Origin of the sequence: Pseudomonas sp. EA_35y_Pfl2_R5 (assembly GCF_963970805.1) — a bacterium.
Lineage (GTDB): Bacteria > Pseudomonadota > Gammaproteobacteria > Pseudomonadales > Pseudomonadaceae > Aquipseudomonas.
This window is the reverse complement of sequence record NZ_CAXAOW010000011.1, coordinates 52,750-78,525: the sequence shown is the minus strand read 5'-3', so window position 1 is coordinate 78,525 and position 25,776 is coordinate 52,750. Positions and strand designations below refer to the sequence as shown.

The 25,776-nt window shown below is 52.6% G+C and carries 27 protein-coding genes and 3 pseudogenes; 7 read left to right on the top strand and 23 right to left on the bottom strand.

Translation table 11 applies throughout. From position 1 onward, the window contains the following. Positions 1-76: 76 nt before the first annotated feature. From AACX99_RS17030 to AACX99_RS16955, 16 genes and pseudogenes are all read right to left on the bottom strand, one after another. The gene (locus AACX99_RS17030) at positions 77-1,225 is read right to left on the bottom strand and encodes a JmjC domain-containing protein (protein WP_339413622.1); all 1,149 of its coding nucleotides are present in this window, start codon (positions 1,223-1,225) and stop codon (positions 77-79) included. Positions 1,226-1,647: 422 nt separating this feature from the next. Then, a complete protein-coding gene (locus AACX99_RS17025) occupies positions 1,648-1,848 on the bottom strand; it encodes a hypothetical protein (protein ID WP_339413621.1) in 201 nt (66 codons plus the stop codon). 583 nt (positions 1,849-2,431) lie between these two features. Then, positions 2,432-2,602: a hypothetical protein gene (locus tag AACX99_RS17020; protein WP_339413620.1), complete on the bottom strand. Its 171-nt coding sequence runs from the start codon at positions 2,600-2,602 to the stop codon at positions 2,432-2,434. A gap of 65 nt (positions 2,603-2,667) precedes the next feature. Beyond that, on the bottom strand, positions 2,668-3,333 hold the full coding sequence (locus AACX99_RS17015; protein WP_339413619.1) for a deoxynucleoside kinase: 666 nt from the start codon (positions 3,331-3,333) through the stop codon (positions 2,668-2,670). A gap of 1 nt (position 3,334) precedes the next feature. Further along, positions 3,335-4,189 (bottom strand): hypothetical protein, encoded by an 855-nt coding sequence (locus tag AACX99_RS17010; RefSeq protein ID WP_339413618.1) that lies wholly within the window; start codon positions 4,187-4,189, stop codon positions 3,335-3,337. Between the two features lie 26 nt (positions 4,190-4,215). Further along, positions 4,216-5,607 (bottom strand): NUDIX hydrolase, encoded by a 1,392-nt coding sequence (locus tag AACX99_RS17005; protein WP_339413617.1) that lies wholly within the window; start codon positions 5,605-5,607, stop codon positions 4,216-4,218. Then, positions 5,604-6,449: a hypothetical protein gene (locus AACX99_RS17000; protein ID WP_339413616.1), complete on the bottom strand. Its 846-nt coding sequence runs from the start codon at positions 6,447-6,449 to the stop codon at positions 5,604-5,606. The genes AACX99_RS17005 and AACX99_RS17000 overlap by 4 nt, the downstream gene beginning before the upstream one ends. Before the next feature lie 27 nt (positions 6,450-6,476). Further along, positions 6,477-7,043 (bottom strand): hypothetical protein, encoded by a 567-nt coding sequence (locus tag AACX99_RS16995; RefSeq protein WP_339413615.1) that lies wholly within the window; start codon positions 7,041-7,043, stop codon positions 6,477-6,479. Then, positions 7,037-8,158, bottom strand: coding sequence for a radical SAM/SPASM domain-containing protein (locus AACX99_RS16990; protein WP_339413614.1), 1,122 nt, complete (start codon positions 8,156-8,158; stop codon positions 7,037-7,039). Before AACX99_RS16990 ends, AACX99_RS16995 begins: the two co-directional genes overlap by 7 nt. A 100-nt stretch (positions 8,159-8,258) precedes the next feature. Beyond that, positions 8,259-9,293 carry a hypothetical protein gene (locus tag AACX99_RS16985; RefSeq protein WP_339413612.1) on the bottom strand — a complete coding sequence of 345 codons (1,035 nt, stop codon included), beginning with the start codon at positions 9,291-9,293 and terminating at the stop codon, positions 8,259-8,261. Positions 9,294-9,719: 426 nt separating this feature from the next. Then, positions 9,720-9,977, bottom strand: coding sequence for a hypothetical protein (locus AACX99_RS16980; RefSeq protein WP_339413611.1), 258 nt, complete (start codon positions 9,975-9,977; stop codon positions 9,720-9,722). After that, entirely contained in the window at positions 9,974-10,240 is a 267-nt protein-coding gene (locus AACX99_RS16975; RefSeq protein WP_339413610.1) for a nucleotidyl transferase AbiEii/AbiGii toxin family protein, read from the bottom strand. The genes AACX99_RS16980 and AACX99_RS16975 overlap by 4 nt, the downstream gene beginning before the upstream one ends. Before the next feature lie 30 nt (positions 10,241-10,270). Continuing rightward, on the bottom strand, positions 10,271-10,522 hold the full coding sequence (locus AACX99_RS16970; protein WP_339413609.1) for a hypothetical protein: 252 nt from the start codon (positions 10,520-10,522) through the stop codon (positions 10,271-10,273). A 144-nt stretch (positions 10,523-10,666) separates the two neighbouring features. Further along, positions 10,667-11,272, bottom strand: a pseudogene (locus AACX99_RS16965) (DUF6088 family protein). Positions 11,273-11,561: 289 nt separating this feature from the next. Continuing rightward, a complete protein-coding gene (locus tag AACX99_RS16960; RefSeq protein WP_339413608.1) occupies positions 11,562-12,467 on the bottom strand; it encodes a hypothetical protein in 906 nt (301 codons plus the stop codon). A 3-nt stretch (positions 12,468-12,470) separates the two neighbouring features. Beyond that, complete coding sequence (locus AACX99_RS16955) at positions 12,471-12,995, bottom strand: hypothetical protein (RefSeq protein ID WP_339413606.1); 525 nt, start codon at positions 12,993-12,995, stop codon at positions 12,471-12,473. Positions 12,996-13,986: 991 nt separating this feature from the next. Between AACX99_RS16955 and AACX99_RS16950 the strand changes: the two genes are divergently transcribed. From AACX99_RS16950 to AACX99_RS16935, 4 genes are read left to right on the top strand one after another with little or no spacing between them, the layout of a single operon-like run. After that, positions 13,987-14,808, top strand: coding sequence for a hypothetical protein (locus AACX99_RS16950; RefSeq protein WP_339413605.1), 822 nt, complete (start codon positions 13,987-13,989; stop codon positions 14,806-14,808). Beyond that, the gene (locus tag AACX99_RS16945) at positions 14,805-15,692 is read left to right on the top strand and encodes a hypothetical protein (RefSeq protein WP_269381798.1); all 888 of its coding nucleotides are present in this window, start codon (positions 14,805-14,807) and stop codon (positions 15,690-15,692) included. The genes AACX99_RS16950 and AACX99_RS16945 overlap by 4 nt, the downstream gene beginning before the upstream one ends. 31 nt (positions 15,693-15,723) lie before the next feature. Beyond that, a complete protein-coding gene (locus AACX99_RS16940) occupies positions 15,724-17,310 on the top strand; it encodes an asparaginase domain-containing protein (protein WP_339413604.1) in 1,587 nt (528 codons plus the stop codon). Between the two features lie 31 nt (positions 17,311-17,341). Next, complete coding sequence (locus tag AACX99_RS16935) at positions 17,342-18,160, top strand: hypothetical protein (protein WP_339413603.1); 819 nt, start codon at positions 17,342-17,344, stop codon at positions 18,158-18,160. A gap of 98 nt (positions 18,161-18,258) precedes the next feature. On the opposite strand, the gene AACX99_RS16930 is transcribed toward AACX99_RS16935, so the two are convergent. Together AACX99_RS16930 and AACX99_RS16925 are read right to left on the bottom strand one after the other, a co-directional pair. Further along, on the bottom strand, positions 18,259-19,569 hold the full coding sequence (locus AACX99_RS16930) for a HipA domain-containing protein (protein WP_339413602.1): 1,311 nt from the start codon (positions 19,567-19,569) through the stop codon (positions 18,259-18,261). Continuing rightward, entirely contained in the window at positions 19,569-20,000 is a 432-nt protein-coding gene (locus tag AACX99_RS16925; protein ID WP_339413601.1) for a transcriptional regulator, read from the bottom strand. The genes AACX99_RS16930 and AACX99_RS16925 overlap by 1 nt, the downstream gene beginning before the upstream one ends. Before the next feature lie 111 nt (positions 20,001-20,111). On the opposite strand from AACX99_RS16925, the pseudogene radC reads away from it, so the two are divergent. Continuing rightward, a pseudogene (gene radC, locus AACX99_RS16920) lies at positions 20,112-20,510 on the top strand (RadC family protein); the annotation flags it as partial. A 54-nt stretch (positions 20,511-20,564) separates the two neighbouring features. On the opposite strand, the pseudogene AACX99_RS16915 reads toward radC, so the two are convergent. After that, positions 20,565-20,981, bottom strand: a pseudogene (locus AACX99_RS16915) (OST-HTH/LOTUS domain-containing protein); the annotation flags it as partial. Between the two features lie 95 nt (positions 20,982-21,076). Between AACX99_RS16915 and AACX99_RS16910 the strand changes: the two are divergent. Continuing rightward, on the top strand, positions 21,077-21,349 hold the full coding sequence (locus AACX99_RS16910) for a hypothetical protein (RefSeq protein ID WP_339413600.1): 273 nt from the start codon (positions 21,077-21,079) through the stop codon (positions 21,347-21,349). 75 nt (positions 21,350-21,424) lie between these two features. Here AACX99_RS16910 and AACX99_RS16905 read toward each other — a convergent pair whose 3' ends face one another. Genes AACX99_RS16905 through AACX99_RS16890 form a run of 4 tightly spaced genes read right to left on the bottom strand, consistent with a single transcriptional unit; the run spans position 21,425 to position 24,577 of the window. Continuing rightward, the gene (locus tag AACX99_RS16905) at positions 21,425-22,852 is read right to left on the bottom strand and encodes a diaminobutyrate--2-oxoglutarate transaminase (RefSeq protein WP_339413599.1); all 1,428 of its coding nucleotides are present in this window, start codon (positions 22,850-22,852) and stop codon (positions 21,425-21,427) included. Positions 22,853-22,864: 12 nt separating this feature from the next. Beyond that, positions 22,865-23,596, bottom strand: a complete 732-nt coding sequence (locus AACX99_RS16900; RefSeq protein ID WP_339413598.1) for a 4'-phosphopantetheinyl transferase family protein — start codon at positions 23,594-23,596, stop codon at positions 22,865-22,867. Further along, positions 23,583-24,362, bottom strand: coding sequence for a thioesterase II family protein (locus AACX99_RS16895; RefSeq protein ID WP_339413597.1), 780 nt, complete (start codon positions 24,360-24,362; stop codon positions 23,583-23,585). The genes AACX99_RS16900 and AACX99_RS16895 overlap by 14 nt, the downstream gene beginning before the upstream one ends. Then, positions 24,362-24,577 (bottom strand): MbtH family protein, encoded by a 216-nt coding sequence (locus AACX99_RS16890; protein WP_339413596.1) that lies wholly within the window; start codon positions 24,575-24,577, stop codon positions 24,362-24,364. The genes AACX99_RS16895 and AACX99_RS16890 overlap by 1 nt, the downstream gene beginning before the upstream one ends. A 225-nt stretch (positions 24,578-24,802) precedes the next feature. On the opposite strand from AACX99_RS16890, the gene AACX99_RS16885 reads away from it, so the two are divergent. Further along, entirely contained in the window at positions 24,803-25,774 is a 972-nt protein-coding gene (locus AACX99_RS16885) for a TauD/TfdA family dioxygenase (protein WP_339413669.1), read from the top strand. Positions 25,775-25,776 lie beyond the last annotated feature (2 nt).

Sequence of the window (25,776 nt, the reverse complement as noted above, 5' to 3'; positions counted from 1 at the left end):
ACGACCCAGGGGCTGGCACACCCAGGCCCCGGGATCAGTTGCCCGTGTTGCGGGATGAGAGGTGAGCAAATGGCCGCTAGAGGATCTCTACCACGCCTTGACTGGCCAGCAGATAGAGCAGCTCCGAAAGCTGGACTCGCGAGGCGAACGAGAAGCTTGCCTCAACTTCCGCAACGGTGGTCAGCGGGTGTTCCACCAAGAATTTCTTCAAAGCGCTTAGCTCATCCTTGAACGAGAATTTGCCATTGCTAGTGACCAGATACTCTTCAGCGAGATCGGTTCTCAACACGTTGAGGCGGATATGAGTGCCGCCCTCCAAGACAATGACATTGGCATCACCAAGTTTTTCCAAATTCAAACGAGTCTCAAGCACCTGATCGCCAATATGCGACTCCATGAACGCTCGGTAACAGCCCGGGTCATTGATCATCTGACTGACATGCTCGCTCAGCGCCTGAATGGTATGCTTATCCTCCTCGTAGTTTTCCAGCGCAGCCCGTGCATGGATAGAGTCCGGCAACTGCCGGAAAATCCACCGAACATAGTCGACCGCAAATGCTGGAAAAGTGCCAATCGCTAGATGAACTGTGGGCTCGTCTAGAGGGGTGACATTGTGCCACCACCCCCTGGGAATATAGAAAACGTCCCCCTCTTCAAGAATGAAATCGAGGTAAGGTTTCTCAGGACAAGGATATTCTTGCTCCAAAAATTTGCTCTGGTGCATGTATAGCGGGGCTTCGAAAGATGGCGCGTACACGACCCAGCGCTTCCTCCCCTTCAATTGCACAGCAAATACGTCCCGCGAGTCCCAATGCGCGCGGTAGGAATCAGTCTTGCCAAATGCGATATATGCCGCAGTTACCGTTTGACGGCCAGTAAACTGGGCAATATCTTTAGCGTAGTCATTGAAGACAGGCTCGTCATAAATACTGTTCGCAACAAGCGTTCCGCCTTTGCGAAGATAATCATATAGAGCTGGTTTATTAAGACTCTTTCGAACATCGCCTACATGAAAGTAGGTATGCACATACTTTTCCTTGGCAATATTTCCGTCGGGAAAGGACAATCGAAATCTATCAGTCTGCGGATCGCACCTGGCAATGACATCGTTGATGTCTGACCATTGCACACTTGAGGTGTCAACTGCACCCTTTATAATAAGCGGCAAACGCTCCTGATATTCCTTTTTGAAGCTATCAGCACTAATCTTGAAATTGATAGTCATGTTTATGTTCTTCGAATTTATTTATGCGACAAATAGCCTTTCCGCGCACACCACAATGCAAGGTCAGTGTGATTCAAGAGAATGCTGTTTTCTATTAGCTTGGGGCTGGTACGAAATAGCAACACTTTCAGCATAAACGCTATGCCTTCCGGGCTTAGCACGTTGTATCTAGCTAGAGATAGTCTGAAAAAGTCCCCTTCGAGAAATGCAACCCAAGACCATGCAGCTTACAGAGATCCTGTTCGCATAAAGCGGTACTCATCTGTATCGCCCTAAAGAACTCTGATAAAGACCTGATTTCGTGAAATCGCCACTCAGCAATCCACATGGTTGCTGGGACAAATTTTCCGAGAGCTGATTTTTTCAGGCCCCCCCTAGAGGCTGGCTGCCAGCATGGCTGACAGCCAGCGCTCAACGGATTATTAGTAGTATTCTCCGCAATAGTTGGCACCCGCCTTGGAAGCCCCCGAAATGAGCAGGATCTCCTCCGCGGTCAATTCACGAGCGAATGCATCGACCAGGTCACCATAGGTGGCTTGGCTGCTATTCAAACGCTCAAGATTGAGTTGATTGCCTGCCGGCTCGATTGTGAGCTTTGTGGCCAGTTGGAAGTTATCGGACATTGTTTGGCTCTCCTTTCCATTATTTTCGATGGAGGCTTGACCGGAGCAAACCTCACCAGCGGAAACCTAGCTATCCGTTTCGTTAGCGCGAATGGCACTGCTTGGCTTGATGAAACCTTTCCATACTGCCGCGCCATCAAAATGTCTAATTAGGTATGCGTATACCCCGTCGCAGGAATGCTATGCAATTGCTAACATATCCGCAACGGCGCTTTACAGAAAGCGACCTGAATCGCGTTTCATTTCTCTCTAATTAAAAGTATAGCGACCAACCCATCCCAGACGAAGTAAATATATCCGCGCCATGAACTCCACACCCAAGTGGATAACCTTCCCCCCCCCCTGTTTCGGGAGGCAGGGGCTCATGGATCGTCCTCAATTAAACACAGGGTCCACAGCTACCGGACGGCGAATTTTTTTCATGAAGATCAGGAAAATTTCCCGGCCGCCCATTAAGAACCACTTGTATTGACCCTATTGCCTCAAAATTTTAGGCACTTATAAGACCCATAGAGGTTTAAAGAGTAGTTACAGCGGAAAAGTACTTTACCTCTATTGGGTGCGAAGGGGCCCCATAATAGGATTACGGTTTTTTGTTTTCCGAAAGATTGCGTAATTCCTGGCTTATTTTCTCCCAGTCATTAACCTCTACTGCTGAGTGATGACACGCCGCTTCGGTAATACCTTGGGCCATATCAGCGGACTTTACAGCAGAGAGAAAGTCTTTAAATGAACGCTCATCGTTAGCTTGCATAATATGAAACTCCTTTTAAGTGATTTACAATATTTTGCAGCACAAAGTCTGCGGCAAAATATTTTCTAATACCCCGCCGCAAATTTTTTTGGAGGCGTGGGCTCTTCTCTTGCGAGAATCAGCGGCAGTAAATTCTGAGTGGTAAATTCCAACACCCGGTCCTCTACATCACCAAGAGTATTATCGAACACCAAAACCTGAGTAGAGTAGGCTAACTTCTCCTCAAAAAAGATTCGGTGGTATGACTGGCATATTTTCTGCAGATCTACGGGGCGCTCATAGTGTTTAGTATTGCGCCCTCGACTCAAAATCCTTCTGTAAGCTTCGTCTACATCAACAGAAACATATATAACAATATCAGGAATCAGTGTATTTTGTGAGCGATGATTCTCAAGTGTTTGCTCAGCAGCTATAGAATATAACGCTTCATGATAAGCTGCGTCGCTGTAAATCCAGCGATCAGCAATAACTACGCCGCAATCCAACATGGATGTAACATTATGAAGCCCATGCATTTTCTTATCTTGTCTGTAAGATGCTGCGATTACTGCGTCTGGTATACGAGCTCGCTGCTCCCTAACAGTTACAATATTAAATGCGTCCCAAGGGCTCAGCCAAGAGTGCTGCCCGATTGTCAAGCATGGAATATCGCGCCGTTCTAAAACCTTTCGGAGTATCTGGCGAACTGTCGACTTACCTACTCCGTCACATCCTTCTAAGGCGATAAACATATTAACTCCTCCCTCCTGCGGCACCCACTCCACTGAACTTGTATAGCTCCTCCAGCGTAGCTGCAAAATCAAAAGGCGACCCCTCTAGAAACACCGAGCGCTGCCATCCTAAGGTCCAGATGCACAAAAGATGCTTTGTCAGAGGAAATGCATTGTAACGTACGTCTAAGTCATAAACGTACCGATCAAAATCTGCCAGTGACCACTTGCTCTCACTCTTGAGGTCACCATTCAATCTGGCATTGAATATATTTAATATAAGCTCAGAAAAATCTGAACTAGTCCAGATCGCTTGCGACTGCTCTTGAACCTTAGCTTCCGCCCTCATCCACAAAAGTCGCAATTCGGCTGCGGACGCCATCATTATGCGTTTAGCAAGTTCTTGAGCACTACTTATAGCACCGACATAACAACAATTTGCAATTTCAATGTGCGTAGTCGTTACTGCCCCAGTCGCCAATGAAACCAGCCAAAGCATTTGCACAGAATCAATGATTTCTAGCGCCTCGGCCAGATGTACACGCAACATCGTTATTGCTTCATCGCTATCGGCGATCAATAACAAGGGCAATGGGTAATCGAAACTAAAATTTTCCACAACACTAACAACAGAAGCAGAAAGTTCATGCTTCTCCAGTTCACTGCATGCCATGTTCAATGAGTAGCACGGCTTACCTTCAAAATCGAGCGTATATTTGCTTGTCTCGTGATTAAGCTCTGGATATACATACTGAAAGTAAAAGTGAATGGTGCGCCCATCAATCATTTGATTTGCCAGATCACTCATCTCCTGCTTAACAAGCAATTCACTCCTAGAGAAGATTTTGTAAATTGGCGAAAATGCATGAAAATCCATTTTTCTATTCCACCCACAATACTAGGTCAATAAAAATTTATAACTCGATTTATTTCTTCAGCAATGACGCACTTGATAGCTGGTGCCTGCTCGAGCATCCCAAGTACCTCACTCAGCATCTCGATGTTCTCCATGATTACAAGTTTTTCCGACTCTAATTTTCTCGTGAAATACACCAGCTCATATTCTGCTAGTTCATCTCGAGCAATCAACACTTCGAAAAAACCAATTAATCGCGAGAATACCAAGGCCGCATGCAATATACCGACTGCTGGACGAAACTTTTTCCGCCAGGGAGAATAGAATTCCTTGTTCTGATCCAGCTTAATCTCGTACGCCCGCAAAGCTTCGTTAAGCCAATTATGCGTTGCCTCATGCAGAATAATCTCGGCAAGTCGATAGGTGTTTTCAATATAATCACAATAAATGGTACTAGGAAGCCCTGATAACGTGTAGCTGTCAGTGGCACTTAAGAGATCTTTCTCTTGAAGAATGCATATATTTCCCACTTGACTCTCGACAGTGTCGCCGAACCCATGAGATATACAAACTTCGATCGCTTGTAACATATTTTTTATTTTTTGATCACCTACCCTATCCACAATATTGAATGTGGATACATAAGGAGGCGACTCAAATTCGGAAGAATAGACGCGTTGTTTTGAGTGCAGTGAAACATGAATCGTTTCATTTGACACTTGGGGCAAGAATTTTAGCAGGCTAGCACCAAAAGATAGTTGCTCATCTTCATGATGCTCGATGCCTTTGGTTATACTATAAAATGCCTGCTCCAGTGCAGAATATCGCCCTTTCCGAACCTCCCCCCACATACTAATATCATTTTCTGCGATATAGTTTTTGGGAAGCAAAGAGAGCAACTCCCTGATATGGGAGATGCGATCAGCCCTAAATTTACTTAGCTTAGAGTTAATCGCGACATATTCTTTCCGCTGAAAAGGTATACTTCCCGCCCCTACACCAAGAATACGATCAACAAATCTTCCCTGACCGACACTGAGTAGATTTTTTATATCATATTTTGTGCTAATCCATTCATAACAGAATTTTGTAGGAGAGCACTCGTTTTGTGTGCCTGCATGAAGCTCGTGATGAGTCCAAGTATCTAAGAAAGCCTCGTCTGCTTTTACATAAAAATAGGAACGAAAATGCAACTCGCACTTAAACGGTCGCATATCATGCGACTCGCACCCGAGCAGGGTAAATCGTTCCGGTGGAAGATCCAAACCAGCCTCTTCCAAGAGTTCGCGCCTGGCTGCCTCTAGAGGGTCCTCACCCGACTCCACAGTTCCGGCTGGAACTTGATATCCAACCTCTGGATAGTCAGCGTGATAGAAAGCCAATAAATGCTCGCGCGAAATCACGTAGATGACGACCTTATTTTTTTCTTTAAGGCTCATGCGATTTTCTCATAAATAAAGAAATAATTTCCCCGGCATTCATGCACGTCGCTATCCACACTCAATAGAGGCCTACCGGACATTCGAAGCTTGAAACCGGCAGCGGCAAAGCTCAAATCGAGTTGATCAACCGAGATAAGGCGCAAGCAGTTATATTCCTCGCGGAGCATGCCTGAGGTACTAATTGTCGTAGTTCGACGAGCGACCAGTTGTTTTCCGGGTAGATCGCCTTGCTCTTCAAGCCGTATCTGGTTATCTGATCGAGACAAAGATAATTCATACCTGCCATGTATTTGCTGGTCTGTACGAACGTCCCCAACTACACAGCTACCTTTTTTAAGTATTCGACCCAAGCCCTGTATCAACTCGTGACAATGCTCTTTTGTGTAAGTATTCAGACTTTCATAGAGCGCGAACACCACATCCCATTTTCCGTTAGAATGCTGTCGTCTCACATACTCTAAAGTTTCCTCGACACACCAAGTAAAGCCATTTTCACTACAAGTGTTTTGATTTGCATAGCTAGCCAGATATTCATTTATTTCCAGACCTTGATAGCTCGTTCCACCGAACTTTGAAACTAAGGGAGCAACTCCTATCGGCCCAGCATGCAACTCCAAAACTGCCTTCCCCTGCAATATCAACCCCCACTCCAAAAAGACGCTCAGCAGGTAGTCCATCGTCGCTGTGCGTCGGGTAGCTTGATCGGTTGATTGGTCAAGGTGGACTGGCAGAATTTTCTCAGCATAGGAAATACTTGCAAAAGGTATCGAACTAAGTTGGCCTCGGTGGTCAAGCCTTTCAAAATCCGCTTTATACTCATCGTGCAGTTTAGAAAGCATCAAAGGATTCGTACGTGACATCGAATATTACTGCATAGAGTGAACAAACTGGCCAACTGCAATTTCTCGGGCGCTCATGTATTGAACAACTGATGCTTTGCCACATCCCTCAAGATAAAAATCTAGACATGGCACTATTTCACCAGTGGTCTTGCAATGCAAATCACCGGTATAAAGTTTAAAAGCAACCATCATGCCCTGCTCTTCTAACACACGATTAGCGGCCTCCATTGCCTCTAAAACCGCCCCAACCTTAACCGTACAGTAATCAACAATACCGACGTGCAATTCAAGGTGATTTGCGTCCAAGACATGCCCCTCGCAACTGGTATAAGTGATAAAATTTTTAATTACCAGCATCTCTACCAAGGGGCGAACGAGCGGCTCTATAGACTCAGTGAAACACGAATCGAAATGCGCATAGGGAAATGCATATGCGCAATCATCAGCACCTTGATAATTTATCCTGCCAGCAGGAGATCGTTTATAAGCTCGCGGAGCACCAAGGCAATTTTCTTCAGACCGCCAACGCACTATAAAATCTGAAACATTCTCCATACTATTCGGGAAGCGTTTGTCTACTAACCTCAGCATGGCTCAACCTCAGTAGTTTTAGATATATTGGCAATTGTGGCGATCCGATGCTGGCAGTATTCCCATTCACGCCCGTGCTCAGCCAAACGGCGACGCGTTGCAATACAACCTCCTCCGCATACAGAAAAATAATCGCACTGGTTGCAAGCGTTCTGCAACATAGACATGGTCTCATCCATTGAGAAAGCCATAACATTTTTCGTAAAGATATCTAGGTTGAACTCAGTAGCTTGTGCAAGACCAATATCTCCCTTGCACAGCTCATCGCACGCCCCCACATTTCCATCAGGGTAAAGTGTAAGAACGTGCCCGCACTTTTTCGAAGTATAGTGACAATGGTTTACTGGCGCGCTATGGAGCTTCCGGATAATTGAAATATCTGGTTCCAAAAGATAGCTACCAAAATATGACGCCTGCCAAGCGCGTGAAAATTCCTTAAGAAAATTAGTATACTCTTCAGCCGTCACTGCCCATGGCAACATCTCAGACGCTGAACTATAGATCAAATGAGATAGCTCTTCACGTCGCCTCGTTCCCGGCTGCTGGCTTCCCGTATAGTCAAAGCAAGGAACCAGCTTTACCGCTTTTATGCATTTCCATCTGGAAAAATATTCAGCGATAGCAGCCGACCTTCCAAGCGACGACCGAGTCACGACACAAATAACTCCAATATTGACTCGCTCGCGCTCACACAAACGAAACGCTGATTCCACGCGATCTAGGCTAGGCCTGCTCTGATAGTCTTGTCGGTATTCATCATGCACTTCAGGCCCGTCACAGCTAATACCAATTTGCAATGTGGGAAATTTTTCGGAAAGAAATGCCAGCCACTCCTCGCTCAGCAATGTACCGTTTGTTTGAATAGTGACTCGAGCGACTCTATGCTGATTGGCCTTTAGTAAATTGGCCAGCTCTAAAAATCGACGCTTAGAATAAAGAAGTGGCTCACCACCGTGCAATTCAATGGCGAACATCGTGTCTGGAATGTTGATAAACAGCTGTCGGAGATCCTCGGGATCTAATGTGCGCGCACCTTCATAAGGTTTGCGCTTCTCATAGCAATAGCTGCAGTCAAGATTGCAGACTTCACCCACCAGCTTAAGAATTACCGACATCGCCTCGCCCCTTCTTGCAGGGGCAATGATACTACGCGCGCCAAAGTCCATTTGAACAGTCCTAGAATCCGTGCATTACTATTGATTAAGTGCAAAAAGATCAAACAGATATTCGTGTAAGTAGCCCTAGCGAAATTAGGTTGGCCATTGCTGCATTGATCTCGGTCTTCGAATACCCTTTTGTTTCTCCTATGCTAACCATCGAACGTAGCGAGCGCGGCTGAAATGCGAAGCTAACTATCAAATGAGCAAGAAGCCCAATATGATAAGTTTTTCCTCGGTATTTTGCCAGCCTCATGTCGCGGAAGATATAGGGAAACACCCACGGGTCGACAACATACTCCGCGGCTTCGCCACTTACTTGGCAGCCTGCTACTAAGGAGATATTTTTTCCGTACCAGACGCCGAAATTTAGCTCTCTATACAATAATAAGGATCGCTGACAGTGGGCTGCATAATCCTCATCTGAGGTCAGCGTAGCATTGAAGGTCACCCACAGGTACTCGTTATAGAGTGCCGCCGACACCGCTCGACCTGCGCGCTTCAAGCGCCACTTGAATTTTGGATAAGTATCTCCAGCCGCTGCCAAGGCTGTATCCACTGCACTATCTGCCAAAAAACGTGCAAATACTGCTGCCGACGCTACATCTCGATCCAGATGAGCCCCGACCATATCATCGTAATGATTTACTGAAAAATCATGAAAATACTTAATTGCTTTATCATCAAATGAGCGCCTTGAAACTGAGCTTGTAATGTCACAATATTTAGCCAGCCCAGCCAGGACTTTCCCCTTCAAGAGCTTATGAAGAATTTCTACCTCGCGAAGCGAGAACCCATCATAATTATCGCTATTAGCTTTCTGGAGTTTTCGTTCAATATAGCCAAGATCGACTACTGACACCTCAACTCTTCTATCAGGCTGTCGGCTCATTTCCTCTAAGTTATGCAGAGCGCCGCTGTAACCATTTGCGCAGCAGACATAGAGATCGACATCAGATGTGGAGGTCGCCAACCCTTCGCTGTAAGACCCCACCAGCAGGACAAAATGTGCTTCAGAAAGAAGCTCAGATGAAAGGAGATTCAAGAAGCCAACGAAGTTTGTTTCTTTGTTCCAATCCATTGAAACTTGCATTATTACTAATCCATATAGTCTTGAAATCCCTATGAAAATACTAACACCGCCGTTTAAAACACGTCAACGCCCCTCCCCACTTCTGGAATTCTGGCGGCGATCAATGTCGATGGCTACCTGGGTGTCGTTGACCTATCCCTGCACCAGGGTACCATCGCCAATGCCGCGCTGATTGCCAGGTTGAATAGAGCAAGATCCAAGTTCTCTCTGCAATCTGGAGTCTTACCCGGATGGCCATAATATCTCTGAGCCGGAGCCGGGCTTTCTGCCCGACTAGCTGTCCCTTGGTGGCTGTAGGTAAGCGACAGATCTATCTGAACCGCCTTCGCTCAAAGAACTGGCTCGCAACCCAGCCTGATCAACCACTCTCATCACTTCGATCCTCTTGCGACTGGCTGTCTAAGCTCCTTTGCGCCCCCGTAAAGGCTAGGGAGATCTACGTTGATTGATCTGCTTTTGGAGCGCCGATAGCTCATTGAGGATTTGTGCCATGGAATACACATGCCCGTTGAGCATGCCGGCCTCTTGCATGTTGAGGTAATCCTTTTCTAACAGAACGCGATTGTCGCCGTCAGGTAGCAGATTCAGTTCGCCAGCCAAGCAACGCTCAGAGTGCGTCGTCGTGTTCCTGTAGAACACGTTCTTGAGATCGAACACATCCGCCAACAGTTCAAGATCGCTCATGGCTCGTTTGCCGATCCCATGGCAAGATCATACCAATGACGGGAAATCCGCTCACGGCCTTCTGTGATTTGCCTGTTGCACTGGGTATGGATTAACGTCACTTTTTCCCAGTGGGTACCCTCCGGTGCCAATACTACAACTCCCTCGGCCCATGGAAACGCCACACCCTGAAACAACTCAGCAACATCGGGCTGGATGGCGTGAACTGCGTTAGGGTCAATAATATTGCGCCCACCGAACTCCACCAGCACGTGATAACGCATGTAACCGCCCCGACCTGCAACCCGTGACGACTAGTAAACGTGCAGTTCCTCCCCATTCTCGCTGAGGCCCACTTCGCACTCGGCACCGCAGGCCAGCTTGGCCAACTCGGATTTAAGGTGCGACTGCACCACCTCATGGGTGTAACGCGATACCTCGACCTTGAGGAAGTCGCCAACCTGCGTACGCTGCCGACCGGACAGCATGCTGAGTTCAGATAATGGGAGTTCGCAGCCCAGTTGCCGATAGTCGATGGTCACGTCCTCGGAGAAACGCTTGATCACCGAGTAAGCCTTTGAATCGCCCCTCCCTTTTACCGCCATCGCCTTGCGGTTTGGCGTTGCAAAGAGGTGCTTGAGAACGAGAGACAGCCAGATATCCTTCTATAATCACACTGGGCGAGCGCCCGGTCTCCGTTGCGGCAAACCCTAGTAGTTCGCCCTGTTCAGTTGCAGGTATGTCGAGGTAGGACTCAGGCACTCTGTTTCCTTAGCAGCAAGGCTCAATGCCGACCGCATCCATTCAGGCATCTTGCAGGCCCGGAGCTTATTCAGTTCTTCACTGCTGAGCGCACTGGTGATCTTGGAAACCACCTGGGCAGATGGCCCCTCTTTCCCAATGTATGCAGAGCGATGAGCGCCATCCCCACCCTCGTGCCGGCATGCTGCAAGCGATTGCTGGGGACGTGCTTGAGGCGTACCACCGCATTACCAACCTTGATTTCGCGAGTAGATCCGCTCGTGTAATAGGTCGGAAGCACCTGCATTTGCGTGCTGAGGCCCAGCCTGCGAACGGCCCCTGCACCGTGCACCTGAATCGTCTCGCCGTTAGCCTTCGTAATGACGTCCATAACGGTCAGCGGGCTCGGGTGGACCCTGCCGGTGTACTTGCTCAACTTGGGGCGCATGTAAACACCGCGAGCGATGCGCTCCAGCGCCCCTGACAGCACTAGCTTGGAGAGCGCTTTATCGACCGATGCACGGGAGCCGACCTACGCGAACACTGCACCGGAAAAGGTGCCTACCCTTCTGCATACGCTTGATTCGATTGGAAATATCTTCTGCAACGGACATAAAAGTCTCCAAAAGTCAGAAGAAACGCAGATAGTTTCTGACAGGTTGAATGACTATAAGCATGACTGTGCGTGACTTCCAGATCAATTACCATGGCAAGATTAGTTGAGTCGGTCTTTCAAACGAGCACCATATCCAGAACGGGCATGGAGCCCCCACTCTCACGCAGCCTCAAACAGCTCCATTTGACCGGGACCGAATGATGGATCGTGGCCCCGGACCGCCCTAAATTCCTGCAACGTACGTTGTGTTATATAGGACGAAGGCTCGGTGCGGGAACCACCTGACTTGTCCCATTACCCGTAACACAAACCCATCTTCCAGAGTCTATTTCGAACCTTTCTCCCTCTTGCAGAGGTGAGGAGGGGGCCTCATAAAGACATCCTTTGACAAAAAGGCAGATTACGTCAAAGAGCAACTGTGCGGCATCACTCCATGAAAGCGTATCTAGCGAAGAGTGACCAACAAAGTAATCAGAGAGACCTATAACGTCCTTGCCGGAAGCCCGAACTCTAGCTAACTTGGCAAACCTCCACTTTACATTAATATCAGTTTCACCATTTAAGCTTGTATAGGCATCAATACAATGCCCGATGCATATGTTACGCATGTATTGGGCCTGGTAGTTCTGCCCATCTTGCAAAGCCCCGACCGCATCCTGCCATCGCGCTCTAGCTGTAATAATATTGGACAGCGCCCATGACTGCCTTAAAATATTCATTGTCCGATCATTGCGAGGTAGAGGTTCACAGATCCATGGTTCGGAGATGACAACTCCATAACAAACATCGTGGATCATCTCTAAAGCCTCAAATGGAGCCGGCCGACAATCACCCCATTGTGAAAGATCAATATTAAAATTCGGCAGTGAATACATATGTGCTTGTAAGGCGGGCAGCGAGAGGTAGGTCACATCTACCCAGCGCTGCAGGGTTTTTGAATGAAAAATAGTAGTATTCCGGCTTTCTTCTTGCCCTATTACAAGCACGTCTATATCGGAAAGCCTATTGCCAAACCCCTCAACCAGAGATCCACTTACAAGCACATAATCCGATGGTGCATAAAAATCAATTTCTGACAAAAGTTTGAGCGAACACAGCCCCAAATTTTCGAATAGATCTGACTTACTAAGAAGCCGACGACTATGTGGATACATGCTTCAACGTTCCATCGTGGACAAGAAAGATACTACACCTCCGTTCCTGTCATTAATTGAGGCAATTAGATCATAGGTGCGCGGATCGTTAGAATGTTCAAGGGCCTTGCTGGCATGACTCTCTGCTGCTTCCATATCACCAAGAGCTAAAAATGCCAGCCCTAAATTTTGATGAGCCAACCATTTATCTCTGTCCGCAAGCCCATCTAGTGCTAATACGCGCTCCGCTGCCAATTTTGCATCTAACGCATCATCTTCACGAGAGCGTCTGAGCTTTACTTGAGCTAATTTATTCAAAATATCTGGAGTTTGCCCCTCTGATTGGCTCGCGAGCGCGTTCAGTTCAGAGACGGCAAGATCGTTCATGCCTGCGTGCGCGTGTACAAAAGCCTGACATCGAAGTACATCGAATGGTGTTGGCTGTAACAACTCCGAGAGTTTGTTCAGCTCGGTTCGTGCTGCTACCGCAAAGTATTCCTGGGATTCAACAACACGTTCAAGCGAAGCGAGCTGGTCTTTGATGTCCATACATCCCCCTATATTATAATGCGCACCTTCCGCAACTGCTTAGAGCGAAAAGCTGTAATAATTAAGTTGCAGATAACGCCTGACAACTGCAATATATTAGCTATTGAATATAAAATTGACTGCCTTTGACAAAAAGTTTATCTGAATTTTCCTTTAGCATGACCTCGCGGATCGCACTCCATTCATTAACCTCTACGGCCGAGTGACGGTAGGCAATTTCCCCGACACCTGTTTCCTACCCCTCTGGCTTCTAGCGCAGCAAGGAGGTCTTGAATATTTCCGGCTTCTGTTGACCCATGTTCCAGTGGCCTTCAAAGTATTGATTCGATATTGAGTGCACGGTTTAACTCCCCCGCACAAACAGCACCCAATCCTTCGTGTTTTAGCCTAGATACCGCCGTTGTCAAGACGTCAATCTGGTTTCGCAGCACCCTCTGCTCAATTTTTAGCCTAAAAACTGCTTACGCCTGATCGACTGAGGACACATCTTCGGAGCGGATTGCTTTGACAAACAACTATGTAAGCTCGCAGCAAGTTAACCCCTGGATCCAACCGGTGAGCGCAATACTTTAAATACTGCGTAAGCAGGATGGTTGCAGATGAAGCAAAGACCGCGGATCTACTACACAGAAAGCCAGAAGGCTCTGATGTGGGATCCCTGGAAGGCAGGTGATTCGCTCCTGCAGATTTTGCGCAGCTTGAATCGCCCCAAATTTTCGTAGACGCCTTAGCCCTCAGGTTCGCACCCGCCAACAAGATACTTGGCATCCGGACAGACTGGACTACGCTCAGAGCACCTTGAAAAGGAGTTCGAGCTATGTCCCCCATGCGCAAGGCCGCGCCTCTGTTTCTCACTCCCTTTTGGCGGTTCTGCACCGCCAAAGCCATTTCCGTCGTAAGAAATCACCCCTGGCGCTTTATCGGCTCACCCTATGCGTGAGACCGATTGCGCGCGCTCGTCCCTATCTCGCAAACAGGAAAGGAACTCCCTATGTGCACCATCGGAACCGTCTTTGACGGCGGCAGCATCTACACCTTCAAACAGTGCGACCTGATCCCTGTCACCGCCTTCAACTCGCCTGATGTGCGGGCCGGCACTAATGGCGTAAATAGCTACATTGCCATGACCCGCCAGGGCAGCGCGGGGATCTGGGCCGGGGTCAATGATCACGGCGTAGCGTTTGTCGCCGCCGACACCTACACCACCACCGCGGCCAACTATTACGCCAGCAGTGCCCAAGCCGAGGCTCTGTTTGCCGCTTACGAGGCCAGCATCAGCAGCCATACCAGCGCCACCGAGGCGGCGCAAAGCCTGATTGATTTCTATCGCAACACAGGCGGCAACACGCCATTTCCGGCACCGGACATTTCCTTGATCAGCGGCTGGGCAGATCCCCAAAAGACCCAGCCGATAAGCATTCTGATCGAGTACATGCCCAACCCGTTTAACCAGGACTCGGTGCGCCTGATCACGCGAACGGGCGGTTTTTTCGTTTCAACCAACAATTTTCGTCTGCAACCCAATGCCGTGGATTACTCGGCCAATCACAGCACCTACCTGCGCCTGCAGCGCGCTGAAACCATTCTGCAAGTCGACCCCAGTCATCAGGGCATCAAGACCCTGCTCAGCGACCAGTACTACGGAGAAACAGAGCTATCGATTTGCCGTGAAACTGACTACCTGGGCATCGAGTTCCACACTCAGGCCACCGCGCTGTTCAGTGCCAGTGCCGGCAGCGCGCAGTGTGAGTACCAGATCAACGGCAACCCGAAGACCAACCCCCTCAGCCTATTTCCGGAGATCCTGTCATGAGCCCCATCGACATCAGCCTCAAGCTCGCCAACCAAACGCCAATTACCCCACCCGCGCAAGGGTTCTTCTATGTCGACCAGGGCAACTACCAGACCTTCGTGCTGGCCGACACCCCGCTGACGGCATACTCCGACAGTGCCACCTCCTGCATCATCACCGCTGTGGTCAGCAACTTCGATGACCGCAACAGCCTGACCCTGGCCCACCTCGACAGCCCCGCCTGTATTGACGCTTTCTTCGACCTGATCGCCGCCCAGCCCGCCAACAGCTGGCAAGTATTCGCCCAAGGTGCGAACCCTCCTGACAACAGCACCGCCCAGGACAATGCCAGCCAGTTACAAGTCCGCATCGACCAACTCGGCAGCCGCGTCGTGCAGTGCGAACTGGCGCTCTTGCAGGGTGACCCTAGGCAGGAAAACCGTGGTGATTTTGGTGTGAGTTACTCCGGCGATGGCCGCGCCGTGGCCACCAACCAACCCTACGACCTGCAGCTGTACCAGCGTGATCCAACCTGCGGCGGGCAAACGGTGTACTGCATCATGCGCCGCCAGGAGCAGCCGCCCGTGCAGATTCGCGACGCCGGCCTGCCCTTTACCCATGCTGAACTGGTCGAACTGGCTGAAATCGCCCTGCAGTTTCGCAAAGACCCGCAAGACCCCAGCACGGCGTTCAGCAACATCGTCAATTTGCAAAGCGAAGAAATCCGGCAGAACTGGTCGACCACCCCGGCTTACGAGGCCCCCTGGTTCTCCGACCAACTCAAGTTGGGTGCCGCCTTCGCCATCGCCATGGCCCCCGTGGTCAGTCTCAGCGCCCTACACCTGAAGCGAACTACTGCGCCCAGTTTCGTGCGGCTACGCCAGGTCCTGCTGACCCAACGTTAAGCCACGACAGAGACTTACCAGGAGGCACCCTATGCGTATCGCGATTATCAATACCGGCGGGACTATCAGCTGCGTCGGCGACCCGCTTGCACCGATGAGCGCCACGGCCTTTGCAGCGGCCAGTGAGCAGTTGCTCAACCCAATCCTGCAGCAGCAATTCCCTGATCTGAGCATCGGCTATCTGACCCAGATCAGTTTCCCCGAGTCGGCCAGCAAAACCCTGGACAGCACCAATCTGCAACCCACCGATTGGTGCATCATGGCCCAGGGCATCTTGGACAATTATGCCGCCTACGACGGCTTCGTGATTCTCCACGGTACCGACAGCATGGACTTCTCGGGTGCCGCGCTGGCGTTTCTGCTCAACAGTTTCGACGCCAATGGCTATGCCACCGCAGTGCTGAACAAGCCGGTGATCATCACCGGCTCGCAGGTGCCGCTGTATTACCAAGCCAGCAGCGGCCAAGCGTTAAGCCTGAACTTCAACACCGACGCTTATCAGAACGTCTGTGGCGCAGTCGCGGCCGCACAAAGCGGTATTGCCGAGGTGGGCGTGTACTTTCACAACCACCTCTACCGCGGCAACCGCGTGGTTAAAACCAACGCGAGCCAGTTCGACGCGTTCTCATCTCCCAACTACCCGGCCCTCGCCGAATATGGCATCAGCCTGACGCTCAACAACGCAGCCTGCCTACCCGGCCCCGTGCACGCTAGCCTAAGCCTGGAAAGCCCAAGCGTACTGGCCGGCCAGCTAACCCAGCTCAACCAAATAGCGGCCTGCATCAATAACTTTCCGATTGTTCAGTTGAACGCATTCCCCGCGCCTTACAGCATCTCACCACCCAGCGCCTTTCTCGCCACGCTGATAAACGCTGTGGTTACGGCCGGGGCACGCGGCATCATTCTGGAGTCCTATGGCGAAGGTAATTACCCCTCCGGCAACCCGGACACACCCAGCGCAGGGGCCATCTACCAGGCGCTGAGTCAGGCCAACCAGAGCGGCGTCAACCTGGTCGATTGCACTCAGGTCTTGGCAGGTACGGTAAACAACAGCGCCTATGCTTCCGGCGCCTGGCTGCCCCAGGTGGGCGCCCTGGCGCCAGCGGACATGACGCCCATGGCAGCCCTGGCAAAGTTGATGATTCTGATGGCAGCCGCCGCAACCAATGGCTGGACGCGTCAGCAGGTGCAGACCCTGCTGCAAACCAACCTGGCCGGCGAAATGCTGAGCGTCAATTACCTCGACAGCCGGATCAACGCCGAACTGCTACCCAACCAGAGCATCAGCGCCCTGGATGGCAGCGCCAGCCTGACCAACACCCCAGACCAGGGTCCGGTACTGCTAGCCAGCGGCCAGGACACGCCGCTGTGGCGCCTACCCATCACCATCCAGCCGGGTGATTTGCCAGGTCGCCTGCGCATGCAGGATGACGGGAACTTGGTGTTCTACAACCGTAACAACCAGGCCATCTGGGCCAGCGATACCGGCCAGTTCGGTGGCGCGTCTTCGCGGCTGGTTATCAGCGGCCATTACGCGAGTTCTGCGCCAAGTAACAGCCTAACCATGCAGGTCTACAACTACTCCAGCATGGTCATCGCCAGCCAGCTCTACCCTTAGTCCCAATCCACCCAGCGAAAAGGAATACGCCATGAACAGCTCAACACGTCCCTTCAAATTCAGCGGTGTTATTGCGCCCCAGGACTTCTTTCACCAGGCCACCCGCGCCCCGGAGCTGGGCGCGGTACCGGACGAGCACTACATCGCCCCTACGGTCATCTCGGTACAAATCAGCGTGCCCGAGCAGAAGACCATTGGCGTACCCCAATACTCGGCCACCGTATACGGAGAGGCAGCCGGTCGCTACGACCCCGCAGGCGACTGCCAGGGCAACTTCATGTCATTCAGGTTCCAGCCCAACAACAACTGTTATGCCTACGGCTGCAACATCACACCAAACACCTTTCCTCAGCCAGGACGGCAGAGTGGCTATCTGCTCACCGCCGCAAACTTTCAACAGCCCTTCTCCGATCTGGGGGCTCTGGTTAGCAGCTACGCAGTCAAGGACGGGCTGGAGTTAGTCGGCACCAGCCTCGAAGAGCTGTTTGCATTCAAGTCCAGCAAGCAGGGCACTAATCCACAGCCGCCTAGCAGCCTGGGGGCCGGCTACCTCGGTGGGCACTTCGTCGCGCTGATGGTCTCAACGGCAGGTGATGCCAACTGGCCGGGCGACTACCACTGGGCGCGCTGTGACAACTCGTCCGGTGCTTGCGACAGCTGGTCACAGAAAGACGGTTCAGACCAGGTGACCAACTTCGACTTTGCCGGCAATCCGATCAGCAACCCCATAACTGCCAACTGGCAAGTCAACCAGGGGCCGGTCTCCAGCACCGATAGCCGTGAGCTGTTGGTGGAGTACGGTTTTTACTGCTTTATGTTTGTCCCAGAAACAGGTGTGACGATTATTTAATCCGACACCCATAGCAAACAGCCCAGTGACCAAAGGTCGCTGGGCTTTTTGCGGGTCGAACCTGTCTGCTCGCGGTTCCTGTGATGTCTATGCAGGCCTTACAGGCCTCGGCTCAACTGAGTCGTCATCTCGCTGATGACGATCGCATTAATGCTCCTCAACAGCCGTACTTCACCCCCTAACGTGGCCTTAAGCTCCGGCCTGTCCTCCAGTAGCCCTGCATTTTGTTGAATCACCTCTTCCAACAGCTTCGGTGCTTCTATGCGCACACTGTCTACAAGTTTCCGGATGTTGTCCCGGGCCGTTGTTGGCTTGATGCCCATGGCTTCGCCAGCGTTTATGAGTAGCGGCGTACTAATCTCTGCAAGGCGCTGAATGCCATGAATGGGCCAAGCCATAGTGGCTTGGCCTGGCCATTGATCCCGGTCATACGCCCGTGTGCCGTATACAGCCGTGCACAGCAAGTCATAGAAAGGCGACAGGTGCACGCCCCTAGGAGACATCAAGAAACTGAGGTTTTTCAGATGCGCGTCCTCATTGCCCACGAGCACGTTGAAGATCAGCCACTGGAATAGGCGCAGGCGGGCCAGTGCTGCTGGCCGACACTGGTTGGCCAGTTCTGCAATGCGCTCAACACTGCCGGCGCTGTACTTGAACTCTCTGGACAGGCCATTCAACTGGCACGCATCGATACAGTGAAGGCGAGCCCAGCCGTGCTCAGTCTCGGCGCGGTCAAAACGCTCAATCAAATAGACCGGCTGCGGCACATATAAGCGGTGCACCCTTGGTACAGGCAATCCCACACGATCAGCCAGTTTCATCACAAACCATTCGTTGATCACGGAGTGCGGCCATGCATCACCTGGATGGTCGGGCTTGAGTATGTGGGTCGATGGCTCGCTACCCACTGGCTCAAGTAGCTGGTCATCTCTGTAGATGATCGCCACCTTATGTTGAGCACCCGCCAAGGACATTTTCTTGGCAGCTTGCTCAGCCAAGGGAATCTTCGGCATCGCCAAAATGCGCTCTGACAGCTCGCCATCGGGCAGCACCTGTTTACTCCCCGGTTCTGGCTCTTGCCCAGGCGGAAGCAACGTGAGAGAGCCGGCCGACTCCGCTCCGAAATGCTGCAGCAAAGCGAAAGCATCCTCAATCGCCGCGCCTGCTGCCATAGCGATTAACTGCCGCTGCCCCTCTTCCGGTAGCAGATTGTCGAAATACCACTGCACAGGGCGAGTGGTAGCACCATCGAAGTGCTCCTCGGCTTGCAGGGGTAGCAAGGGGCACAATGCATGCGCCAAAGGATCGACCAACCACTGCCCGCTGTAGCAAAAGGCCCATAGGCCATTGCTCTCGCGCAAGGTGCCCACGTGGGTCTGGTTGATCCATACATTAAGCGATCGTTCCATTACTCAGCCTTGCTCCCGGAAGCAGTACTCTTGGAGGCAGCCGCCTTGCTCTGTTTGGCCAACTTCTTGTTTACCGTCTCGATGAGCACCTTCCTAGTGTCGTCTGCGAAGGCTTCGGGCACCTCAATCGTCACGGTCATACCGAGTTCCTGCATGACTTGGAACAACTTGCCCCACTGCACCGACTCTCCGCCGCGCTCAACCTTCCCCAAAAAGTTCTCGGACACGCCAATGATGCCAGCCGCGTCGTCTTGGCGGATTTGCATGGCCTTGCGACTTGCTCGAATGAGCGCCCCCACTTGCTCAGGGGATTCGATGTCGACTTTCATTTGAGAAACCTCATGATCTTGCTGATTTATTGCGCAGCGTAGAAAGAAAATCAAAATCCACACGATTGTGAGGATTTTAGCTGGCAGTACCGCATCTTTCAATAATTCCTCATGATCGTGAGGATTTTAAGGCTGAATCATGGTTATAGCTGAAAATCCGCACGATTGTGCGGAAAATGCAAGAGCCTGCGCGCTTCGCTTGCGGTGGTGACCATCGACCTCAAAACACAACGCGGTGAAGCGTTCACTTCGCCAGAGCTGGTCAAGGAGTACTTGATCACCAAGCTGGCTGGCTTTGAACATGAGGTTTTCGCTGCACTGTTCCTGGATGCCAAGCACCAACTGATTCAGTACGTTGAGATGTTTCGCGGGAGTATCGATAGCGCGTCGGTCTACCCTCGGGAAGTGGTCAAGGAAGCACTTCACCACAACGCGGCAGCAGTGATCTTCGCGCACAACCACCCAAGCGGAAATCCTGAGCCAAGCCAGGCAGACAAAGCGCTGACCCAACGGCTCAAGGAAGCCTTGATGCTCATCGAGGTGCGCTCGCTGGATCACATCGTGGTCGGAGGTCGACAAACAGTGTCATTTGCTGAGCGTGGATTGATCTGAACACCGGGGGCTTCGGCCCCCTTTTTTGCTTCGTCTATGGTCGATTGGCGACTGTCACGCTTCGGCCAAATCTTCTTCTTTAACGGCTAGGCCGACATTCCAATGACCACCGTTCTCTTGGACGAGACGTAGCAAGTCATAGGTTTTAACCATATCGAGCAGGCCGGAATGACCATATGTGTTGGGGGAAAAGGCCGGATCTGTACGCTTCAGATACTGCCCAAGCGCACTGAGGCTTACCTTGCCCTCACTGGTGCCACCGGCGAGCAGAGAGACCGCATCTACGACAAACTTGGGTCTGCGCTTAACGACAGGCTTTGTTGGATCGACCTTGGCAGGCTCCTGCTTCGTATTAAGTTCTGCTTTGGTCGCCGGTTTATCTACATGATCCGCAACAGGCTCCTGGATGTGCTCATCCCGGCGCCACTCGAAGAACTGGTCACTGGCATTACGCAGTGCATCGGGTGTTTTATAGGGATACACCGTATAGCGTTAGCAGTCGCCGACCGATGCATGTCACCCCTAGCCCGCTAACTCACCCAATGCATTTCCTGCAGGTATACCGCGTGACCGATACAACTGTCTCAGAAGCCGAAATGCGCCGCGCATTCGGCCTTGATCAGATACATGAGAAACAGCCCGCTAAAAAGCCAAATCCATTTTCCATCTACACGGTTGTTGAGCTGAGCGTGCGCGAGAATGGTGGAAAACCTTTCCGCTTCGAGCACCGATCAAACTCCATTAGCACGCTGACAGCTCAACTCGAGGCCGAGAAAGCTGCGCGGGACAAAGGCTATGAGGTTTGGGTCGTGCTGGATGTGAGACAGGTTTCAACCTGAACCGGCCCCGGATCGTCTATAGAACCGGGGACGATTCAGTGAGTCGACAGCTCTTGCGAGCTGCCGGTCATAACACTAAGCGATATGCAGTGTCCTGCTTGTAGCGGCCTCCAGCGCTTGATCCAAAGCCTGTTGGAAGCGCTCCACCAACAAATCGATTTCTTCGCTGTGAATCAGCAGCGGTGGCAGGAAACGCACCACTGCACCATGACGTCCACCCAGCTCCAGAATGATACCCAGGCGTAGGCACTGCTGCTGTATGGCTTTGGCCAGTAACGAGTCGGCCGGAGGTACGCGACTGCCATCGGCGCTGCCGACTATTTCCACGCCCACCATCAAGCCGCGACCACGCACATCGCCGAGGCATGGGTAATCGTGCTGCAGCTGGCGCAGCTGAGCCATCAAACGCTCGCCCATCAGGTTGGCGTGGGCTGGCAAGTTCTCGCTGAGAATGTGCCGCAGGGTTGCCGCACCGGCCGCCATGGCCATCTGATTGCCACGGAAGGTGCCGGCGTGGGCGCCAGGTTTCCAGGTATCCAATTCGTCGCGGTAAACCAACACGGATAACGGCAGGCCTCCACCGAGGGCCTTGGATAGCACCAGGATATCGGGCTCGATATCAGCATGCTCAAAGGCGAACAGGCGGCCGGTGCGGCCCAGGCCGGTCTGCACTTCGTCGATGATCAGCACTATGCCGTGCTTACGGGTAAGTTGGCGCAAGCCCTGCAGCCAGCGTGTCGGTGCGGGGATTACCCCCCCTTCACCCTGCACCACCTCCACCACCACGGCGGCCGGTGGCAACACACCTGATTCGGGATCGCTGAGCAGTTGCTCGATATAGTGCAGCCCAGCGTCTATTCCGGCTTCGCCACCGATGCCGAACGGACAGCGATAGTCGTAGGGATACGGCAGAAACTGCACCTCGGACATCGCCGCACCCAATGCCAGCTTCGGCCCCAGGTTCCCCATAAGGCTCAGTGCGCCGTGGGTCATGCCGTGATAACCGCCGGAGAAGGACAGTATGGGCTTTCGCCCGGTGGCGATTCTAGCCAGCTTAAGTGCCGCTTCGATACCATCGGCCCCGGTCGGTCCGCAGAATTGAATGCGTGCCTGGCGGGCGAAGGCTTCGGGCAATGCGGCAAACAGCTCTTCGACGAAGCGGTCCTTGACCGGCGTAGTCAGGTCCAGAGTATGCAGCGGTAAACCTGCATCTAGGGTCTGGCGCATGGCGGCGATGGCCACTGGGTGGTTGTGGCCGAGCGCCAGGGTACCGGCGCCAGCCAGGCAGTCCATAAACAGCTGCCCCTGGGTGTCACGCACATAGATCCCGTGGGCTTCCTGCAACGCCAAGGGAATGCGTCGAGGGTAGGATCGCGCGTTGGATTCGCGGGCGGCCTGACGCTGCAAGTAGGGATTGGCGTTCAGCTCGCGCGGGCCTTGCTGGCGAAAATGTTCAAGGTTAAAAGCGGCGCTGGACGAGGGCAGACTTTGAATACTTTCCATAGTGAATTTCCCTTAGGGGTAACAAAACATCGGGGTAAGTGGGCCCTCGGCCCGAGCACTGCTCGTCAGCTCGGCCAAGGACTGGAAACGGATCAGTGGGGAGGGAAACGGCGTAGCGACGCAGCCGAGGTAGCCCGCGGGTAGTGCCAGTGCATGTAGCCACCAGCCCTGGCCATCGTCCCAAGGAGCGTCGATATGAGCTTGCCAGTCACCGGCGACGCCCAAGCGAATAGCCGTGAGCGGCAGGCTTAGCCCCTCGCCGCGGCCTTTGAGGTAAGCCTCCTTAGCAGTCCACAAGCGCATTAGTCGAGCACCACCCTCTGCGTCTGCGACGCCATGAAAGTCGGCCTGCTCGGCAGGATGGCAACAGGCCGGCAGCAGCTCGCGCCAGTCGAGATCGATCTGCTGCCATTCCAGGTCCACGCCGACTGCTGCGTGGGATAAGGCGATCAAGGCCAAGTGGCCGCTATGACTGACATTGAATTGCAGATTGCCCATACCCGCGCCGAGCTGGGGCTTGCCCCAAGCCCCACTGTTCAGTGCGACGGCACGGGGAGGTAAACCGAGGTAGTGTCCAAGCAGGGTGCGCAGAGCCAAGCGGGTCTGCACAAATGCACCGCGCGCCTGCGAACAGCGCATGCGCGCGGCACGCTCTCTCTCATCCGCAGCCAATTCCAGCAGAGAGGGCTCGACTTGCTGCAGCTGCACCGACCAAAGGTGCACCTCCCGCTCAGACAGTTGCATGCCGGTGCTTACGCGGTGGATAGAGCTGGTGTTGCATCAGCTCAAGCAGTTCAGCCTCATGCTCGAACAGATAGAAGTGTCCGCCCGCAAATAATCTGCTTTGACAGCCAGCCAGAGTCTCGCCGGCCCAGCCATCGAGCAGGGCTAGGGGTACGCTGGCATCATCGCGCCCCGCCACTACCTGGATCGGACAAGCCAACGGCAGCCCGGAGCGATAACGGTAGTTTTCACAAAGGGCGAAATCGGCGCGAATGATCGGCAGGAACAACGCTAACCACTCAGGGTTGTCGAGCACCTCCTGAGGTAGGCCATTCATGCTGCGAATAACCTCAAGGAAGGCTGCGTCCGGCAGGTCAGACAGACGCTCGCGCCAGCCATGGGCGACCGGTGCGGTGCGCGCCGACACCAACAGTGCGCGGGGCGATAGTCCGCGTTTTTGCAAAGCCCGTGCAGTCTCGAAAGCCAGCAAAGCACCCATGCTATGACCAAAAAAGGCGAAGTGCTCAGGCCCATCGGTGGTTTCGGCAATCGATTGCGCCAAAGCCTGCGCCAACTCATCGAGCGATTCGGCATGGGGCTCAGAGAAGCGCGCCCCGCGCCCCGGCAGTTTGATCAGAGCCAGTTCAATCTCATCGGCCAGCAGAGCCCGCCAATGCTGAAACACTGTATGTCCGGCCCCCGCATAGGGAAAACAGTACAGGCGCAAAGCGGCCGCTGTTTTGCCTTTCGGCAATACCGAGAACCAGGAGCTGTCAGCCACTGTCATCAACCCTGCCCTTGCGCCTGCAGAGCCTGGCGCAAACTCAAAGGCCGCATGTCGGTCCAGACCGACTCGATATAAGCCAGGCACTCTTCTTTGGTGCCTTGCTTGTCGACTGCGCGCCAGCCCTCAGGCACCTCTTTGTAGTCCGGCCAGATGGAGTACTGCTCTTCGTGATTAACCACCACCAGAAAACGCGTATCGGGACTGTCCCAGCTCATTTTGCTTCCTTAATTCGGCTGCCATCGATCGTTCGCTAAGGCTCCACGCCCCGCGTTGGACCGTATCTAAACACAATCCAACACAAATGATAATTGCTATCATTACATTTGACGATTAATTCCGCTAGACTCCAGCGCCAAAGACCAAGGCGTCTAAATCAGGGCTTTCACAGCACCCTGTTGCGCACGTAGAGAACATTACTAAGGAAGGGGCGACTCATGGGAATGACAGCTGCACGCGAATACGAGCTAAGCGTGCAACCTCTACTGGCGGATTCGTCATTGCCGCTACTGGTTCAACCTGGGGTGAATCACGTGGCTAGCCTGCCCGCCCTGCTCGAACTGGCGCGCACACGCTTACATGAAGTTGGCGGCCTCTTGCTGCGTGGCTTCGATGTACTAGGCGAGCAAGCTTTTCAGCAGTTGGTGCGCAGTTTCGGCCATGAACTGTTGAGTTACGAATTCGGCTCAACCCCGCGTAAAGCAGTCGAGCAAGGCGTCTACACCTCCACCGAATATCCCTCCCACCAGGTCATACCGCTGCACAACGAGCAGTCCTATACCTTGCAATGGCCGATGAAGATCTGGTTCCACTGCGTGCAGCCAAGTGCCGAAGGCGGCGATACGCCGATCGCCGACAGCCGCCTAATCCACGACCGTATCGACCCTGCCTTGCGTCAGCGCTTCAACGACAAGCGCCTGATGTACGTGCGCAACTACGGTAATGGCCTCGACCTGCCCTGGCAGCAAGCCTTCAACAGCGAAGACCACAACGTGGTGGAAGCCTTCTGCCGCACCAACCGCATCGATTTCGAATGGAAGGACGATGGCGAGTTGCGCACGCGACAAGTCTGCCAGGCAACGGCACGCCACCCTGTCACCCTGGACATGGTCTGGTTCAACCAAGCACACCTGTTCCACATCTCCAACCTTGCCCCCGCCGTGCGTGAGGGCCTGCTGGCGGTGGTCGACGATCCGCTCGACCTGCCGCGCAACGTCTATTACGGCGACGGCTCGCCTCTGGAAGACAGTGCACTGGATGAAATCCGTGGGGTACTGGATGACTGCACTGTGCGCTTTCCTTGGCAGCAAGGCGACGTGCTGATGCTTGACAACATGCTGGTGGCTCACGGCCGTGCCAGTTTCAGTGGTGCGCGCAAAGTCATCGTAGCCATGGCCGAGCCAGTGCAGGAGTGACT